Raw genomic sequence first — 16,840 nt, forward strand, 5'->3', positions numbered from 1 at the left:
CAATTATATTACCAGCCAACGGAAGCGTGCGGCGTCAGCTTTTTTTATGCTCCAGGGACAATGCCTCAGGCGAATCAGGCAAACGCTCTACAACGCGCAGCTTCTCCGGTGCCTGCCGATCACGCCAGGCGCGAAAAGCCGCCATTTCATCGCCCACCGCCTTGAGCACCCAGGCCAGTACCGCGATGTCATCGAGCAAGCCCACCCCCAGCAACCAGTCTGGGATGGCATCCAAAGGGCTGACAAAGTACAACAGGCCCGCCACTACCGTGACCATGGCCTTGGGGCTGATTGCCCGATACTCGCCGCGCCACCAGGCCAGGCACAACGCCTGCAACAGGCGTACATCATCTTTCAGCTTGCCCAGCTGCGGCCCTTTGCGGGCCACGGCAAAAATCAGCGCAGGGAGCCGCCCACGGCTGAGCAAACGCTCGGCCAAAGGCAGAAAACGAGTGAAATTCCACGGAGCTTTCATGGAGCCTCCAAGCAATACCTCAGGGAAGGTTATCCACAATTATTGTGGATAACCTTGTGAACAGACCCGCTTTTGAGGCTCAGGGTGCCCGTAGCACAAGGGCCTTACTCAAATCGGGCGTTTTTTACACACCTGTTTAAATACGCAATCGTTCGGCTGCAGCGTCAACAGGTTGGGCGATTCAGACCTCGCCCTGCATGGGCCTGATGGTACAGGGAAATGTCGCCCTGCCCCAGAAACGACAACGCCCCGTGAGTACGGGGCGTTGTCAGTACAGGCGTAAACTTACTTGGCGTCAGCTTCGGCTTCTGGCTTCGGCTGATCCTTGATGCCCAGCAGTTCCAGCTCGAATACCAGCACGGAGTTGGCCGGGATCATCGGGCTTGGGCTCTGTGCGCCGTATGCCAGATCGGACGGGATGTACAGCTTGTACTTCTCGCCAACGTGCATCAGTTGCAGGCCTTCGACCCAACCCGGGATCACGCCGCTGACCGGCAGGTCAATCGGGCTACCACGCTCAACCGAGCTGTCGAAGACCTTGCCGTCGATCAGCTTGCCTTCGTAATGAACAGTGACCACGTCGGTCGGCTTGGGCTGAGCGCCATCGGCCTTCTTCACGACTTCGTACTGCAGGCCGGAAGCGGTGGTGACAACACCCGCCTTCTTGCCGTTTTCTTCGAGGAACTTCTTGCCGGCAGCGGCCGACTCTTCGCTCATCTTGACCAGACGTTCTTCGGCACGCTTCTGCAGTGCGGCGAAGGCTTCGACCAGTTCCTCGTCCTTGATTTTCTGCTCTTTCTTGCCGACAGCATCTTCGATGCCTTGGGCGACCGCCTTGGAGTCGAGGTCGTCCATGCCTTCCTGAGCCAGGCTCTTGCCCATGTTCAGGCCGATACCGTAGGAGGCTTTCTGTGCCGGAGTTTTCAGCTCGACGCTGGTCTGCGAATCGCAACCCGCCAGTACCAGGCCAACCAGGGCAACCGCAGCCGCCAACCGATGCTGTTTCATGCTATTTCCTTGTTCATGCGCCAATAGGGCAATCGAGTAAAGCCGCGAGCTTATCAGGCCGCCACGACCAATGGCTACCGGCATGAGAGCGAGAAAACGGGGATAAGTTCAGACAGATAAAACCTTCTTCATCCAGATGACAGCCAATGGCCGCTATCGCTCAGCGCGATACGCTCCGGCAACCTCGCGCAGCACCTCGCACAACCACTGTGCAGGCAGTGACGGGGGCAAGGCGGCATTGCTGCAAATACCAACCGAACCGCCCGGCTCACGCACGCCCAGGTCCAGTTCGCACAGCTCACCCGCATCAAGATCGACCCGTACGGCATCGCGTGGCGCGACCCAGACCGCATCACTGCCCAAGACATACCGGCGGCTCAAGGCCGGGGAAAGGGTTTCCAGGCGTTGCAACGACGGCTCGATCGCGCACTGCACGAACAAACTGTCGGCATGTTTGCGGATGGTGGTCCCGGCCAACGGTAACACCAAGGGGTAGTCGCCGACACGGTTGCGCTCCAACGGTTGACGCTGCAACAACGGATGGCCCGGACGCACCACCAGGGCCATCGACTCGCTGTACAGGTGCTCGAAAATCAGGCCCTGGATTTGCGGGCTGTCGGTCATTCGGCCAATGACCAGATCCAGCTCGCCGACATGCAACTGCGCCAACAGATAGGCACCGGGGCCGGTGGCGACACTGACCACCAGCGCCTCATGACGCTGGTGCAAACGGCAGAGCGCCTCGGGCATCAACAGGCTTTCGACCGTGGACAACACCCCGACCCGCACCTGCGGCGGTGCGTGCTCCTCACCGCGCACGCTGCTCACGCCCTCACGCAAGGCCTGCACGCTAGGGCCTGCATAACGCATGAAGCGAAATCCGGCCGGGGTCAGCTCAACGCCCTGTTTGCCTCGCTCGAACAAGCGCGCCTGCAGCAAGTCCTCCAGCTCCTTGAGGGTTTTGGAGGTTGCAGGCTGGCTGATTGCCAGGACATCGGCAGCCTTGGCGAAACTGCCCTGCCGGGCGATTTCGAGAAAGCACAGCAGATGGCGGTATTTGATACGGGTGTCGAGGTTCATGCCAGGCAGTGTAACGGCCTGCCGCGCAGGCGGCGACTGCTTTGAACAGCCACCACCGCCCGCTCAAAAGCCGCCGTGGCCGACGTGTGCTAAGGGGCAGCCACCTCGACGCAGTCGCCATTGAAGCGCACAGCCCATACTCGCAGTACCTGCTGCGGGTCTTCCAGACAGCGCCCGTCCAGCAGACTGAAATGCTGTTTGTACAACGGCGCCGCCACGACCGGCTGCCCGTTGAGGCTGCCAATGATTCCACGTCCGATCACATTGGCGCCGGACTGCGGGTCATGGTTGTCCACGGCATACAGTGCCTGCGCGGCCTCCGGCAAGTAGAACAGGGCCACCTGGGCGTCACCCAAGCGGGCCACCACCCCTGAATTGGGTACCAGGTCATGGCGGCTGCACACCGCCTGCCAGTCTTGCAGGTCAACACGTACCGCTTGATTCGACGGGTTCATCACAGCACCTCTTCAGTGGTAGGGATCAGGTGAAGCTCGGCCTTGCCCACCGGCCGGCGCTGGCCGCGCTCCTTGACGAAATGAATCGCCGGATCTGCACGGTGGTCATTGACGAAAGTACGGAAGCGCTTGAGCTTCTCGGGGTCTTTCAGGGCATTGGCCCATTCACACTCGTAGCGATCGACTACCTGCTGCATCTGCGCTTCCAGCTCGGCGCCCAAGCCCAAGCTGTCGTCGAGAATCACCGCCTTGAGGTAATCCAGCCCGCCCTCAAGGCGCTCGCGCCAGACCGACGTGCGCTGCAGTTTGTCAGCGGTACGGATGTAGAACATCAATACGCGGTCGATGGTGCGAATCAGGCCGGCATCGTCCAGGTCCGTGGCGAACAGCTCGGCGTGCCGTGGACGCATGCCACCGTTACCGCAGACATAAAGGTTCCAGCCCTTCTCGGTGGCAATCACGCCGATGTCCTTGCTTTGCGCCTCGGCGCATTCGCGGGTACAGCCAGATACGGCGAACTTGAGCTTGTGTGGCGAACGCAGGCCCTTGTAGCGGTCCTCCAGGGTAAGCGCCATGGCCACGCTGTCCTGCACGCCGTAGCGGCACCATGTGCTGCCGACGCAGGACTTCACCGTGCGGGTTGATTTGCCATAGGCATGCCCGGTCTCAAAGCCAGCGGCGATCAACTCGGCCCAGATCTCGGGTAACTCATGCAACTGCGCGCCGAACAGGTCGATGCGTTGGCCGCCGGTGATCTTGGTGTAGAGGTCGTACTTCTTGGCCACCTGACCAATCACGATCAACTTGTCCGGTGTGATTTCCCCACCCGGAATACGCGGCACCACCGAGTACGTGCCGTTTTTCTGCATGTTGGCCATGAAGGTGTCGTTGGTGTCCTGCAGCGGCACCAGCGCGGCGTCCATGATCGGCTGGTTCCAGCAGGACGCTAGAATCGAGCCTACCGTCGGCTTGCAGATATCGCAGCCCAGGTGGCCACGACCATGACGGGCGTGCAGGTCTTCGAACGTCGTAATGCCCTCGACCCGCACCAGCGCATAGAGCTCCTGACGGGTGAAGGCAAAGTGCTCGCAAAGGCTCTTGTCCACCGCAACACCGCGGGCGCTCAACTCGTGCTCGAAGACCTGCTTGAGCAAGGCTGCGCAGCCACCGCAACCGGTGCAGGCCTTGGTCTGGCCCTTGAGTTGCGCCAGATCGCTACACCCCCCGTCGATGGCAGCACAGATCGCGCCCTTGCTGACGTTATGGCACGAGCAGATGGTGGCGGCGTCTGGCAAGGCATCTGCACCCAGTGCTGGCGTGGCGCTGCCCATTGGCAGGATCAAGCCGGCGGGGTCCGCTGGCAGGGCAATAGCATTCTGCACGTACTGCAACAGAGTGTCGTAGTAACGGTTATCACCGACCAGCACCGCCCCCAGAACGCGCTTGCCCTCGGCGTCGATCACCAAGCGCCGGTAGGCGCTGCCAGCCTCGTCGATAAAGCGGTAGCTGCGCGCACCGGGGGTCGCCGCGTGTGCATCGCCAATGGAACCGACATCCACCCCCAACAGCTTGAGCTTGGTCGACATGTCGGCACCGGCAAAGGCCTCGAATGGCTCACCCGCCAAGGCTGACGCCAGGTTGCGGGCCATGCTGTAACCCGGGGCCACCAGGCCAAAGACGCTGCCGTTCCAGGAAGCACACTCGCCGATGGCAAAAATCCGTGGGTCGCTGGTGCGGCATTCACCATCGATCACGACCCCGCCCCGTGGCGCGATTTCCAGCCCGCAGCCACGGCCCAGGCTGTCCTGCGGGCGAATGCCAGCCGAAAACACAATCAGGTCGGTTTCCAGGAACTGGTCGCCATCGAAATTCATCCGATAACGGAAGTCACTGCCTTCAACAATGCTCTGGGTGGCGCGAGACAGGTGTACGCCGACACCCAACGCCTCAATCTGGGCGCGCAGGGCCGCACCGCCTTCAGCATCCAGTTGCACCGGCATCAGGCGCGGCGCGAATTCCACCACATGGGCTTCAAGCCCCAGGGATTTGAGGGCGTTGGCTGCCTCCAGGCCCAGCAGGCCACCACCGATGACCACGCCACGCTGTGCGCCATAGGCCGCCGCGCGAATCGCATCCAGGTCGTCCAGGGTTCGATAGACCAGTCGCGCCGCACCGTCCGGCCCGGGAATCGGCGGCACGAAGGGATAGGAACCGGTGGCCAGGATCAACCGATCAAACGGGTAGCGGCCCTGCGCCGTCACCACTTCACCGGCCTCGCGGTCGATCTCGACGACCGCCTCCCCCAAGTGCAGCCGCACGCCATGCTCGGCATACAATTGCGCATCACCCAACGCCAGGGTTTCAGCATCGCTGCCACTGAAGTACTCCGACAGGTGCACGCGGTCGTAGGCACGCTGACGCTCCTCGCCGAACACCCGCAGGTCGAAGCGGGCCAAGGCGCCGCGTTCGATCAGTTGTTCGACGCAATGATGGCCCACCATGCCGTTGCCGACGATGATCAGACGTTCCCGTTGCTCGATGGTCGCTTGAGCGTTCATAGCGTTTCCTCACACTGGCCGATCACGGCGGCCGGAAAAACACCCACAAAAAAAGGCGCCTGGAGCCGAAGCTCCAGGCGCCTTTGCCTGGTCGTTCATAGTCGTGGTCCGTGGGGCGGATCGCCGTTGATCACCCCTGGACGTTGTAATGTGTCTTCAGCAGATACCGTGCCAACTGCGCCAACCCCGCCTATTCAAGGGCATCGCCGCAAACTCTAGGCCTCCCGCGGCGCCATCCTGGTGCAGTGCTACCCGTTCTGGGGCATTTCAGTACACATCTCGCCGGTAGCGTTTGGCCCGGCCTAACGCCGCAACATATTCGCCGGCCTGCTCGGTGCTCATCCCACCGTGCTCGGCCACCACCTGCTGCAGCGCGGCCTCCACATCCCGCGCCATGCGTCCGGCATCGCCACAGACATAGAAGTACGCGCCCGCCTCCAGCCAGCGCCACAGCTCGGCGCCCTGCTCCAGCATGCGCTGCTGTACATAGACCTTCTCTGCCTGGTCACGGGAGAACGCCGTGTCGAGCCGAGTCAGGTGGCCATCGCGTTGCCAGGCCAGCAACTCGTCGCGGTAGTAAAAATCACTGTCAGCGCGCTGCTCGCCGAACAGCAGCCAGTTGCGCCCTCGGGCGCCGCGCGCCTGACGCTCCTGGAGAAACGCCCGGAACGGTGCGATCCCGGTCCCCGGCCCGACCATGATCAGCGGCGCCGTATCATCGCTCGGTACGCGGAAATGAGCCGAGGGCTGCACAAAGATCCCAACCTGCCCGGCTTCGGCACGATCAGCGAGGAAGGTCGAACACACACCTTTACGCTGGCGGTAGCGCACCGTCGAAACCGTCAGGTGAACCTGCTGCGGGTGCAACAACGGGCTTGAACTGATGGAGTACAAACGCGGCTGCAGGGGTTTGAGCAGGCTCAGCCAGGTGTCGAGCGGCATGCTTACGGGAAACTGCTGCAGCAGATCGACCAGTTGCCGCCCCCATAGCCAGTCCTGCAACGCGGCGTTGTGCGCCGGCTCCAGCAGGCCTTGCAACTCAGGATCAGCACTGCAGCGGGCGACCTGTTCGAGCAGCGCAGGCGTGATACGGGCAATCTCCAGTCGATCGCGCAGTGCGCTACGCAACGGCATGGGTGGCTGGCCCTTGAGGCTGACACTCGCCTCCCCGTCAAGTTTCATGGCACTCAGCAGCTCTTCGACCAGTGCCGGGCAGTTGCGCGGCCAGACGCCCAAGGCGTCGCCCGCCTGATACGTCAGGCCGCTGCTCGCAAGATCGAACACCACGTGCCGGGTTTCCTTGGCGGCACCGGGCGCATTGAGCAGGCGGTTTTCCACCACCCTTACCGGCAACGGCTGCTGCTTGCTGAAGGTTGGCGCTGTCGCCGCCGAGGACGTGACCGCTGGCGCCGCTGCACTTGGCGCCTGCCCAAGGGCCGTCACCAGCGTGCCCAGCCACTGCTCGGCCGGCTCGTCGAAGTCCGGCTCGCACTCGACCCGCTCCAGCAGGCGCACAGCGCCAAGCTCCGCCAGACGCTGGTCCAGCTTGCGGCCGAAACCACAGAACTCTGCGTAGCTGGAGTCTCCCAGGGCCAGTACCGCGTAGCGCAGCCCGGTGCAGTGGTTGGCGGACGCGGCCTGCAGGGCCTGCCAAAAGGCCTTGGCGCAATCCGGTGCCTCACCATCGCCAAACGTGCTCGCCACCAGCAGCAGGCTGGCGGCGTTGCTCACCTGCTCAAGGCTGACCTGCTCCATGCTGCTCACCTGAACAGCCAGACCGGCCTCCCGCAAACGCTGCGCACAGTGTTGCGCCAGAGCCTGGCCGTTGCCGGTCTGCGAAGCCCAGAGCAGCCAATGGCTAGTGGCTTCGGCAGGCTCCGGGGCCTGGATTGCAGGGGCCTGTACCGAGGTACTGCGCGAAAACAACCCCGCCAGCAACCCTTCCACCAACAGACGCCGCGCCGGCGCCAGTGGTGCATTGACCGGCAAGCTCGGTACGCCCTGCTGAGGGCTGTTACGCAGACCCAGCACATAACCCTGCATATACAGTTGTTCATCCTCGGCCAAAGCCAGTTCAACGCGGTTGTTCAGGCCGAGCAGTTGGCTGAGGGTTTCGATCGGCATGGTCGCAGACTCCTGAAGCGTGTGGACCGGCAGTTCAACAGCGGCAATACGTTCACCGGCAACCCGGCTGAGGGCCACGGCGCAGTACTTGAACGCAGGTTGCAGGGAAACCGGGTCGATGGCATCGCTGGTCAGTGCATTGATCGCCAAACGCTCGCCATAGACATCATTCCAGTGAAAGGGGGCGAAGCAGTTGCCAGGCAGTACCCGCTCACTCAGGCGCGCCGGCAATAACGCCTCACCACGCCGGGAGCGAACCTGCACCTGATCGTGCTCAGCGATACCCAATTGCCGTGCATCTTCGGGGTGAATTTCCAGGTACGGGCCAGGCTCCAGCGCATTCAACGCGCTGACCTTGCCGGTCTTGGTCAGGGTGTGCCAATGGTGCTGTACCCGCCCGGTATTGAGCACCAGCGGGTAAGCTTCGTCCGGTAGCTCCGCTGGAGGCAGGTAGGGCCGGGCAAAAAAGCGTGCTTTGCCACTGACCGTAGCAAAGGCGAGTGACGGCCGCTGGCCTTGGGCGTCCTCGTGCAGCCGCTGACTGATACCGTCATTCAGGTAGCGTTGCGGGTGCCGTGTATCAGCCTGATCGGGTGCACAGGGCCATTGCCGTGGCGCCTGGCGCAACAAGGGGTAACTGATACCGCGCAGGTCGTAACCTGTGTCGGGGTTCCAGGCCTGGCGCAGTTCATCGAAAATCTGTTCGGCACAGGTGTAGCTGAACGCAGCCTCATAGCCCATCGCACAGGCCACTCGGGCGATGAGTTGCCAGTCCGCCAGGCTCGCGCCCGGTGGCTCGACGGCCTGCGCCGTGAGGGTCAGGTTGCGCTCGGAGTTGACCATTACCCCATCGGCTTCAGCCCAGAGCGCTGCCGGCAGGAGGATATCGGCATAGCGATTGGTTTCGGTATCGAGAAAGGCGTCCTGGGTGATGACCAGCTCGGCCGTTTGCAGGCCCTCGATCACCTGCTGACGGTTGGCGACACTGGCCACTGGGTTACTGCAGATGATCCAGCAGGCCTTGATCCGCCCTGCAGCCATGCCCTCGAACATGGCGACGGTGCCGTCTCCGGCCTCGGCCCTCAGGCTGCCACGCGGCACCTGCCAGAGGTCCTCAACGAAATGACGGTCAGCCTTTACCAGCGCCGAACGCTGGCCGGGCAACCCCGGCCCCATGTAGCCCATCTCACGTCCGCCCATGGCATTGGGCTGGCCCGTCAGCGAAAACGGTCCGCAGCCGGGGCGGCAGATCGCCCCGGTGGCCAGGTGCAGGTTGCACAGCGCATTGGTCTGCCAGGTGCCGTGAATACTCTGGTTCAGGCCCATGGTCCAGCAGCTGAGCCACGCGGGTGCTTGGCCGATCCACTCGGCGGCCTTGCGGATATCGGCTTCGGCCAGGCCAGTAATCTGCGCCACCTGCGCCGGCGCATAGTCCTGCAGGAAGTCCGGCATGGCCTCCCAGCCCTCGGTAAAGCGCTCAACGAACGCCGTATCCACCGCGCCGTTGATCAACAACAGGTGCAACAGACCATTGAGCAGTGCCAGGTCGGTGCCGGGTTTGATCTGCAAGAACAGGTCGGCCTTTTCCGCTGTCGCGGTGCGCCTGGGGTCGACCACAATCAGCCGGGCACCGGCCTTGCGCCGGTCAAGCAGGCGCAGAAATAGGATCGGATGACAGTCCGCCATGTTGGCGCCAATGACAAAGAACAGCTCGCTGTGGTCGAAGTCCTCATAGCTGCCAGGCGGGCCATCCGCGCCCAGCGAGAGTTTGTAGCCACTGCTCGCGCTGGCCATGCACAGCCGGGAGTTGGACTCGATATGCCGGCTGCGCACGAAGCCTTTGGCCAGCTTGTTGATCAAGTACTGGGCCTCCAGCGACAGCTGCCCGGAAACGTAAAACGCCAGGGCATCCGGGCCATGCTCGACGAGGAGGGTCTTCAGGCGCCGGGCCGCCTCGTCGATCGCCTGATCAATTGCGGTCTGCACCGGGTCGCGCTGACGCGAGTGACGGACAAAGGCCTGCTCCATGCGCCCCGACTCGCGCAGCGGCTGATGGCAGGTCTGCCCTTTGGTGCAGAGTCGCCCGAAATTGCTTGGGTGCTGTTTGTCACCACTGACCTTGATTACCCGGTTTTCGGCCACGGTCATGACAATGCCGCAGCCGACGCCGCAATAGGGGCAGACGCTGCGCACGGTTGTCTGGGTCATTACCCGGTCTCCTGCTTAGGCAAAACAAAAAGGCGCCCTGCCGCTCCTGCTTGCGTTGCAAGCGGGAGCGACACGGCGCCTTTGTCGTGAATAGAGCAATCTGCGTTGATTGCCTGATGAACAAGCCAAAGCAAGGGCCGCGCCAAACTGCAATACCCCGTTATCTGCGGCGTCAAACCAACACCACAGGGGTAGCAACGCACCATTGCGGAACAACCCGCACCAGTGCGAGGCAGGTGCTGAAGACTGCAGTTTGCTGCTAACCAGCCAGGTCTCTACAATTCGCGCCAATTAGTGCCGGCGCTCTCCACTCCCCCGCCGGCTCAGGAGCATTTTTCATGGAAGAAATAGAACAGCGCTGGCTGTACGCCCTTTCTGCCCCCATGGCAGCCCTCAACGGTTCCAGTTACACCGCCCCGGACTACATCGAGATGGACCTGCAGGACGGCTGGGGCATCAGCAATCGCGAGCAGTTGCTCGAGATGCTCTACATGGCCGACCGTGGCCATGCCAGCGGGATGCTCGAGGCTTACTGGAACTGGCAGCGCTGCCTGCCCAGTGAATGGTCGGCCCTGCTCGACGGCCTGGCGCCACGGCAACGCGCGCTGCATGAGTTTGCCAGTCGGACCTTCAGCGAATGCGGCCACGGCGGCATTCGTGCCTGGGACCTGGGGCGCATGGGTTTCCTGCTGCGCAACGGCCTGCGCAGCGGCTGGATCAACCTTGATGAAAGCCTCTGGCTACACAGCCGACTGGCCTTGAGGGCACGTCATTACTACAACAGCTGGAGCACCTACCTGGGCGGCTACATGACCGGCCGCATGTACTGGTGCTGCCTGGACAGCGCAGACGACGAGCTCGGCCACGCCCTTGACCGCGAAGGCTACGCCTACTGGAGCCGCTGCAGCGCTCGGGCCCTCGCTCAGGACGCCGCCGAACTGTTTGCCGAACTGCCTTGGGACCTGCCCCTGAACCTGCCACAAAAACCTGACTCGCTTGCGGAGTTCAACTGGTCATGAGCTGCTGGATATCCCTGGGCATCGAGCCTACCCGCGATCAGGACGCCATCCGCAGCGCCTACCGTACGCGCCTGCCAGAGCATCATCCGGAAACCGACCCACAAGGTTTTCAGGCCTTGCGTGAAGCCTACGAGGCCGCACTGAAGGAAGCCCGTAGCGTCGAAACCGCAGACGCCGACGATGAGCAAAGCCCGACCCGCGAGCTGCTGGACGCATTCGACGAACTGTTCAGCGACGGCGCACGACGTTTCGACCCGGCCGCCTGGCGGAGCTATATCGAACGCTTCGACAGCGTCTCACTTGAGGTTGTCGAAGCGCTGCGCTGGAGCCTGCTGGAGCGGCTGATCGACAGCGGGCCGATCTCCAACAATTGCGCACGCCTGTTGGCCGAGCGGCTGGACTGGCAGGGCAACCTGCTGCGTATCGATAACGTCGAGCAGGTCGAAGCGTTTATCGAACGCATCGCACAGCCAGACCTCTTCGATACCGCAACGATCTCGTCCTGGCCACCACCGGCACAGATCGAAACCCTCTGGTACCTGAACACCCTGGAACACCTCTATCAGGAACGGCCGCTGGACGAGCTCCGCGACTTCGTCAACCAGCCTACCTGCCTGCCGCTGCCGAACGACGACGCCTGGCTGCAGCGTCTGCTGGTACAACTCACCCAGGCCGATGTTGCAAGCAAGACCCTCTACGCACTGTGTGCGGAAAAACATCGGCACGCACCGGATGATGTCGACTGGCTGTACCTGCTGGCCCGTCAGTGCAGTGCCCTTGGCCTGGAAGAGCAAGCCCTGAGCGGCTGGGTGCGCTTGTGGCGCGAGCACCAGCATCCGCAGGCTGCACAGTGGCTGCTCGAACTGTGCGGCAAACACCAGCCACAGCGCCTGCCGCTGCTGATTCAAGCGTTCGACCGCCGCGAGCATTTCCGCGACTGGCCGAACAACCTGAGTGAGCCAGCCCAGGCCTGGGGCAGCCCGGCGCAGCGCCCGGAGACGTTGACCCGCTGGCTCAACGCCGGTCGCCAGAACCTCGGAGGCCTTGCGGGGGCTTATGTGAACTGGCGCCTGGACGGTGATGAACTGCCATTGCTGGCGTTACTGCTCGATGAGCCTGACGATGCGGGGTTAACGAACCTGTATCGACAGGCCTGGGCATTGCACCGTGGCGACACCGCCCTGCTGGAACGCCTGCTGGCCGAACCCGACAGCAACGATGTGCTCGATGCACTGGTGCTGGAAGGCCTCAAGTACCAGGCCGAACAACACCTGTACTGGCTGCAGCACGCCCCCATTCCACAGGCGTTGACAGCCTTTATCAACGCACCGGATGACAGCGTGCAACTGAACCCGCTGTTGGGTCAGGACCTGGCACTGGACGTCACCCAACATTGGCTGCGCCGGCTCAAGGCCTTTACTGCAGCGCAATGGACGCGCCTGGACAGCGCCTTTGAACAGGAGCTCATTGCCTCGCTACCGTTTGGGGTAAAGATGCTCGCAGTCCTCAATCGCGAGGGCGTTGTATTGCCGCCCCAACCTGACGGTGAACAGCTGTGGGAATGGCACCGGCAAGCGCTGTTCTTCATTGCCCTGATGTCCGACCCGCTGCGCTGGCTGACACTGATTTCCCCTGCACTGCTTCACAGCATGCGTGCCGACACCGGGCATCCACTGTCGCGCGTACTGCCGCTGTTGCAGCGCGTGCATCAACAGGAAGGCCACTTCAATGGCTTGCTGGGCTGGCTGTCAGAAGAGGAGCCTGTGCAGAACGACGTCGCACTGAACCTGCTCACCGTGCCTCAGGCGTTGGGCAGTGCCAGGCTGCTGAGCAACACACGCCTGTACGACTGCGTCGTGAGCGATTACGACACCTTCAGCGATGATCTGCTGGGCTTGATGTTGCTCTGTGGCGTGCTCTATCAGGACCCGACCCTGGATGCCGAGCAGCACCGTGTACTGCTGAACAATATCGCCGGGATCGCCTGCTCCGATGCCTGGTTCGAGTCATTCCGGGATGGCTTGATCAAGGGCGAACCGGTACGCCCACCCCGGGAGATCCTCGAAGAGCAGCAAGGCATCGACAGCAGCGCCTTCTATCTCGGCGTCGATACCCTGCGCAGGCTGGTGCTGGTGGAGAACCGTACCGGCGTGCCGCGCACCAAGGTTCTGCGCCAACTGCAGCAGGCCAAGGATGATCCGCGCCATGGACCAGGCCTGCGCCTGGCCTTGGCGGCGCTGTTGTCCTGGAGCGAGCGCCTGATGCTGGCCAGATCGGGCAGCCAACCGGTATCAGAATGGAACATGCTGAGCCTGAACAGCCGCCTGGGGCGTGTTGCCTGCGCCCAACAGAGCCTGATGTGCCAGGGATTGGCTGTTTTTCTGAGCCTCGCCAGCGGCAACGCGCAGGTGGCGCTAGGGATCGTGGCCGTTACCGTGCTGGTGCAACTGAGCATCATCCTGCGGCGGCTGCATGACATCGGGTTTGGCGTAGCCATGCTGCTGATTGGCATGGCCCTGACCATCGTGCTGCCGTTCCTGCCGTTGGTGCTGCTGGTCTTGCCCGGCGACAGCCTGCCGAACCGTTACGGTGTACCACCCGGTGGCGAAAAGCATGCACTGGAAGGCGGCCTGCAAGCCGCCCTGCGGCGCCTGAACGCTTAGCGGCTCAGAGGCCCTGCTCGTCCAGCGCTGTATTCAGGCGCTGGCGAGTGCTGTTGATGTCCTGCGCATGCTGGTTACCCAGCACTGCAGTAAAGGCTTCAAGCCACTGACCGACCTGATCACGCTGCTCACCCAGGCATTGCATCCAGGCACGCTCCAGACGCGCCAGCAGTGCACGGTTGGGCAGCGCATCGCGCGGGTGAATCTTCAACGCCGCCAGGCGACCATGGCTGGCCGCCCGGGCCGCGTCGTCGAGCCCTGCGGGGCTGCGGTCGATCACATGACTGTGGCGCTCGCCGTCCTCCAGGGCAACATCCACTTCCAACAGGCCATTGATGTCGTAACTGAAACGCACATCCATGGACTGAATCCGGCCGGCCTGCGGCAACTCGATATCGAATGCATCGATGAAGATGTTGTCGCTCACCCAGGGTCGCTCCCCCTGATAGACCTCGATGCGCACGGTTTTCTGTTCGGGATGAGTACTCTGAAAGCGCTCGACCCGCGAGGTTGGAATGACTGTATTACGCTCGATGATCGGCACAAATGCTTGGCGCCGGCTTTCACCGCGCATGGCTGCAACACCCAGTGTATAGGGGCACACATCGGTCAGGATCAGCTCTTCGATGGCCTGGTCACGTGCCCTGCACGCGGCCTGGCTGGCCGCCCCCAAGGCAACGATGGTGTCGGGGTCAAGATGCCGGTAAGGCAAACGCCCAAACAAGGTGGCAACCATCTGCTGGACCACCGGCATACGCGTGGCGCCTCCCACCAGCACCAGGCTATCGAGGTCGCGCGGGTTCAGCCGGGCATCACGCAACGCCTGCTCCACCGGGGCGCGCAGGCGCGTCAGCAAGGGTTCCCAGATCTTTTGCGCACGCGCTTCATCCAACGACCACTCGCGCAGCTCACCGGCACAACGCCACTGCACGTGCTGCGGACCTTCGCTGAGCTTGCGCTTGATCTGCTCCAGAGCGTCGTACAGCGAAGCCAGGGCTTGCGGCTCAACGCTGTCGGTCGCCAGTTGCAGGTCCTTGAGACAAGCCTGCAGCAGTGCATGGGTAAAATCCTCGCCCCCCAGGTAGTTGTCGCCAGTAGAGGCATGCACCTCGATCAGCGGCAAGGCGTACTCCAGTACGGTCACATCGAAGGTGCCGCCACCCAGGTCGAAAATCAGCGTGCGCTCGAATTTCTGCTCATGCAGACCGTAGGCCATGGCGGCAGCGGTAGGCTCGTTGATCAGGCGCTGTACCTTGAGCCCGGCCAGCTCGGCAGCAAAACAGGTGCGTTTACGCTGTTCATCGCTGAAGTAAGCCGGCACCGAAATCACCGCCTCGCTTACCGGGCAACCCAGCCAGGCTTCCGCGTCCTGTTTGAGCGCACCGAGCACCAGTGCAGACAACTCTTCAGGGCTGAAGGTCTGGCCGGCAAGCTCCAGACGTTTTTCACTGCCCATAAAGCGTTTGAACGCTGCTGCGCTACGTTCCGGGTGCGTGGTCAGCCGTGAGCGAGCCGCCTGACCGACCAGAATACTGCCATCCTCATCGATGCTGACTGCGGACGGGGTAAGCCATTCGCCAAGGGCGTTGGGGATCAACTGCGCTCGCCCGTCCTGCCAGACGGCAATCAGGCTGTTGGTGGTACCCAGGTCGATACCCAGCAAGGGCGTACGGGGGGTGCTTGCATCCTGCATCATGGGACTCTTCCTGAGTAGCGGGAATGAGAAACAAAAAAAGCGACCCTAAGGTCGCTTTCTTTGTGGCTTCCGGGTGTTCAGTGGGCCCTGGAAGCTTGAATATGGCGCAGCGGACGGGACTCGAACCCGCGACCCCCGGCGTGACAGGCCGGTATTCTAACCGACTGAACTACCGCTGCGCTAACACTGAGAAGTGGTGGGTGATGACGGGATCGAACCGCCGACCCTCTGCTTGTAAGGCAGATGCTCTCCCGGCTGAGCTAATCACCCATCGTCTCGGTGTGGTGCGCATTCTACGGAGCACCTTAGAGTCTGGCAAGCACTTTTTTAAAAAAATTTTTCAAGCCTTCCAACGACTTAGCAGACTTGGCCTGAGACGGCTGCTCGGAGAATAATGCCCCCCTTATGTGTTAAGGAGAGATGCACCCCATGTGGTTCAAAAACCTGCTGATCTATCGCCTGACCCAGGACATCCCGTTTGACCCCGAGGCGCTGGAAACCGCTCTGGCCAGCAAGCCAGCGCGCCCTTGTGCCAGCCAGGAATTGACCACCTACGGCTTCGTCGCGCCATTTGGCAAGGGTGAAGACGCTCCACTGGTGCATGTCAGTCAGGACTTCCTGCTGATCGCCGCACGTAAAGAAGAACGTATCCTGCCTGGCAGTGTCGTGCGCGATGCGGTTAAAGAGAAGATCGACGAGATCGAGGCCGAGCAAATGCGCAAGGTCTATAAAAAGGAACGTGATCAGATCAAGGATGAAATCATCCAGGCGTTCCTGCCACGTGCCTTTATCCGTCGCTCGGCAACCTTCGCCGCCATCGCCCCCAAGCAGGGCCTGATTCTGGTCAATGCCTCCAGCGCCAAGCGTGCCGAAGACCTGCTCTCCACCCTGCGCGAAGTGATGGGCTCGCTTCCCGTACGACCACTGAGCGTGAAGATCGCCCCAAGCGCGACCATGACCGAGTGGGTGAAAACCCAACAAGCCGCCCCGGACTTCTATGTCCTGGATGAGTGCGAGCTGCGTGACACCCATGAAGACGGCGGTATCGTTCGCTGCAAACGTCAGGACCTGACCAGCGACGAGATCCAGATGCACCTGGGCACTGGCAAGCAAGTCACCCAATTGTCGCTGGCCTGGCAGGACAAGCTGTCCTTCGTGCTCGACGACAAGATGGTGATCAAACGCCTGAAGTTCGAAGAGCTGCTGCAGGATCAGGCCGAGGAAGACGGTGGTGATGAGGCCCTGGGCCAACTCGATGCCAGCTTCACCCTGATGATGCTCACTTTCGGTGAGTTCCTGCCGGCCCTGTTTGAAGCGCTGGGTGGCGAAGAGATCCCCCAGGGGATCTAAGCGCAACGTCTAGATCGCGAGCAAGCCAGTTCACCTGCATGAGAGCGGGTGGCTGGTCTTGCCCGTGATAGAGGTACCACGCACTCACTGGCACCTCACCGATGCCATCGCAGGCACGCCTGCTCATAACCGCGTGAGGCGAGTGCCACAAATCACAAGCCTTTATCGCCGCTGATGCAAGCAGGCATATCCATTCGCGATGTC

10 protein-coding genes and 2 tRNA genes are annotated in these 16,840 nt (G+C 62.2%); 3 read left to right on the forward strand and 9 right to left on the reverse strand.

The window, feature by feature from the left end:
- Positions 1-34: 34 nt before the first annotated feature.
- The 6 genes from UIA24_RS11200 to UIA24_RS11225 all read right to left on the reverse strand — a co-directional run bounded on the left by UIA24_RS11200 (position 35) and on the right by UIA24_RS11225 (position 9,908).
- Complete coding sequence (locus tag UIA24_RS11200; protein WP_065761452.1) at positions 35-475, reverse strand: YkvA family protein; 441 nt, start codon at positions 473-475, stop codon at positions 35-37.
- 285 nt (positions 476-760) lie between these two features.
- Positions 761-1,483: an FKBP-type peptidyl-prolyl cis-trans isomerase gene (locus tag UIA24_RS11205; protein WP_065761451.1), complete on the reverse strand. Its 723-nt coding sequence runs from the start codon at positions 1,481-1,483 to the stop codon at positions 761-763.
- Positions 1,484-1,636: 153 nt separating this feature from the next.
- On the reverse strand, positions 1,637-2,563 hold the full coding sequence (pcaQ, locus tag UIA24_RS11210) for a pca operon transcription factor PcaQ (RefSeq protein ID WP_330522860.1): 927 nt from the start codon (positions 2,561-2,563) through the stop codon (positions 1,637-1,639).
- An 89-nt stretch (positions 2,564-2,652) separates the two neighbouring features.
- Positions 2,653-3,018: a nitrite reductase small subunit NirD gene (nirD, locus tag UIA24_RS11215; RefSeq protein WP_099775538.1), complete on the reverse strand. Its 366-nt coding sequence runs from the start codon at positions 3,016-3,018 to the stop codon at positions 2,653-2,655.
- Positions 3,018-5,576, reverse strand: coding sequence for a nitrite reductase large subunit NirB (gene nirB / locus UIA24_RS11220; protein ID WP_330522861.1), 2,559 nt, complete (start codon positions 5,574-5,576; stop codon positions 3,018-3,020). The genes nirD and nirB overlap by 1 nt, the downstream gene beginning before the upstream one ends.
- Before the next feature lie 267 nt (positions 5,577-5,843).
- A complete protein-coding gene (locus UIA24_RS11225; RefSeq protein WP_330522862.1) occupies positions 5,844-9,908 on the reverse strand; it encodes a sulfite reductase subunit alpha in 4,065 nt (1,354 codons plus the stop codon).
- A gap of 338 nt (positions 9,909-10,246) precedes the next feature.
- Here UIA24_RS11225 and UIA24_RS11230 point away from each other — a divergent pair, with 338 nt between their 5' ends.
- Together UIA24_RS11230 and UIA24_RS11235 are read left to right on the forward strand one after the other, a co-directional pair.
- The gene (locus tag UIA24_RS11230; RefSeq protein WP_099775541.1) at positions 10,247-10,927 is read left to right on the forward strand and encodes a DUF1266 domain-containing protein; all 681 of its coding nucleotides are present in this window, start codon (positions 10,247-10,249) and stop codon (positions 10,925-10,927) included.
- Entirely contained in the window at positions 10,924-13,590 is a 2,667-nt protein-coding gene (locus UIA24_RS11235) for a J domain-containing protein (RefSeq protein ID WP_330522863.1), read from the forward strand. Before UIA24_RS11230 ends, UIA24_RS11235 begins: the two co-directional genes overlap by 4 nt.
- A 4-nt stretch (positions 13,591-13,594) precedes the next feature.
- Here UIA24_RS11235 and UIA24_RS11240 read toward each other — a convergent pair whose 3' ends face one another.
- From UIA24_RS11240 to UIA24_RS11250, 3 genes are all read right to left on the reverse strand, one after another.
- Positions 13,595-15,283: a molecular chaperone HscC gene (locus UIA24_RS11240; RefSeq protein ID WP_330522882.1), complete on the reverse strand. Its 1,689-nt coding sequence runs from the start codon at positions 15,281-15,283 to the stop codon at positions 13,595-13,597.
- Positions 15,284-15,388: 105 nt separating this feature from the next.
- A tRNA-Asp gene (locus UIA24_RS11245) sits at positions 15,389-15,465 on the reverse strand.
- A gap of 15 nt (positions 15,466-15,480) precedes the next feature.
- Positions 15,481-15,556 (reverse strand) — tRNA-Val (locus tag UIA24_RS11250).
- Positions 15,557-15,715: 159 nt separating this feature from the next.
- On the opposite strand from UIA24_RS11250, the gene rdgC reads away from it, so the two are divergent.
- A complete protein-coding gene (rdgC, locus tag UIA24_RS11255) occupies positions 15,716-16,636 on the forward strand; it encodes a recombination-associated protein RdgC (protein ID WP_102053282.1) in 921 nt (306 codons plus the stop codon).
- Positions 16,637-16,840: the final 204 nt, after the last annotated feature.

The sequence above is a fragment of the Pseudomonas sp. AL 58 genome, from assembly GCF_036348395.1.
Lineage (GTDB): Bacteria > Pseudomonadota > Gammaproteobacteria > Pseudomonadales > Pseudomonadaceae > Aquipseudomonas > Aquipseudomonas defluvii.

Excerpts from the sequence above, each read along its gene's own strand:
- UIA24_RS11200 (WP_065761452.1), bottom strand. The coding sequence starts at position 475 with ATGAAAGCTCCGTGGAATTTCACTCGTTTTCTGCCTTTGGCCGAGCGT.
- UIA24_RS11205 (WP_065761451.1), bottom strand. The coding sequence starts at position 1,483 with ATGAAACAGCATCGGTTGGCGGCTGCGGTTGCCCTGGTTGGCCTGGTA.
- pcaQ (WP_330522860.1), bottom strand. The coding sequence starts at position 2,563 with ATGAACCTCGACACCCGTATCAAATACCGCCATCTGCTGTGCTTTCTC.
- nirD (WP_099775538.1), bottom strand. The coding sequence starts at position 3,018 with ATGAACCCGTCGAATCAAGCGGTACGTGTTGACCTGCAAGACTGGCAG.
- nirB (WP_330522861.1), bottom strand. The coding sequence starts at position 5,576 with ATGAACGCTCAAGCGACCATCGAGCAACGGGAACGTCTGATCATCGTC.
- UIA24_RS11225 (WP_330522862.1), bottom strand. The coding sequence starts at position 9,908 with ATGACCCAGACAACCGTGCGCAGCGTCTGCCCCTATTGCGGCGTCGGC.
- UIA24_RS11230 (WP_099775541.1), top strand. The coding sequence starts at position 10,247 with ATGGAAGAAATAGAACAGCGCTGGCTGTACGCCCTTTCTGCCCCCATG.
- UIA24_RS11235 (WP_330522863.1), top strand. The coding sequence starts at position 10,924 with ATGAGCTGCTGGATATCCCTGGGCATCGAGCCTACCCGCGATCAGGAC.
- UIA24_RS11240 (WP_330522882.1), bottom strand. The coding sequence starts at position 15,283 with ATGCAGGATGCAAGCACCCCCCGTACGCCCTTGCTGGGTATCGACCTG.
- rdgC (WP_102053282.1), top strand. The coding sequence starts at position 15,716 with ATGTGGTTCAAAAACCTGCTGATCTATCGCCTGACCCAGGACATCCCG.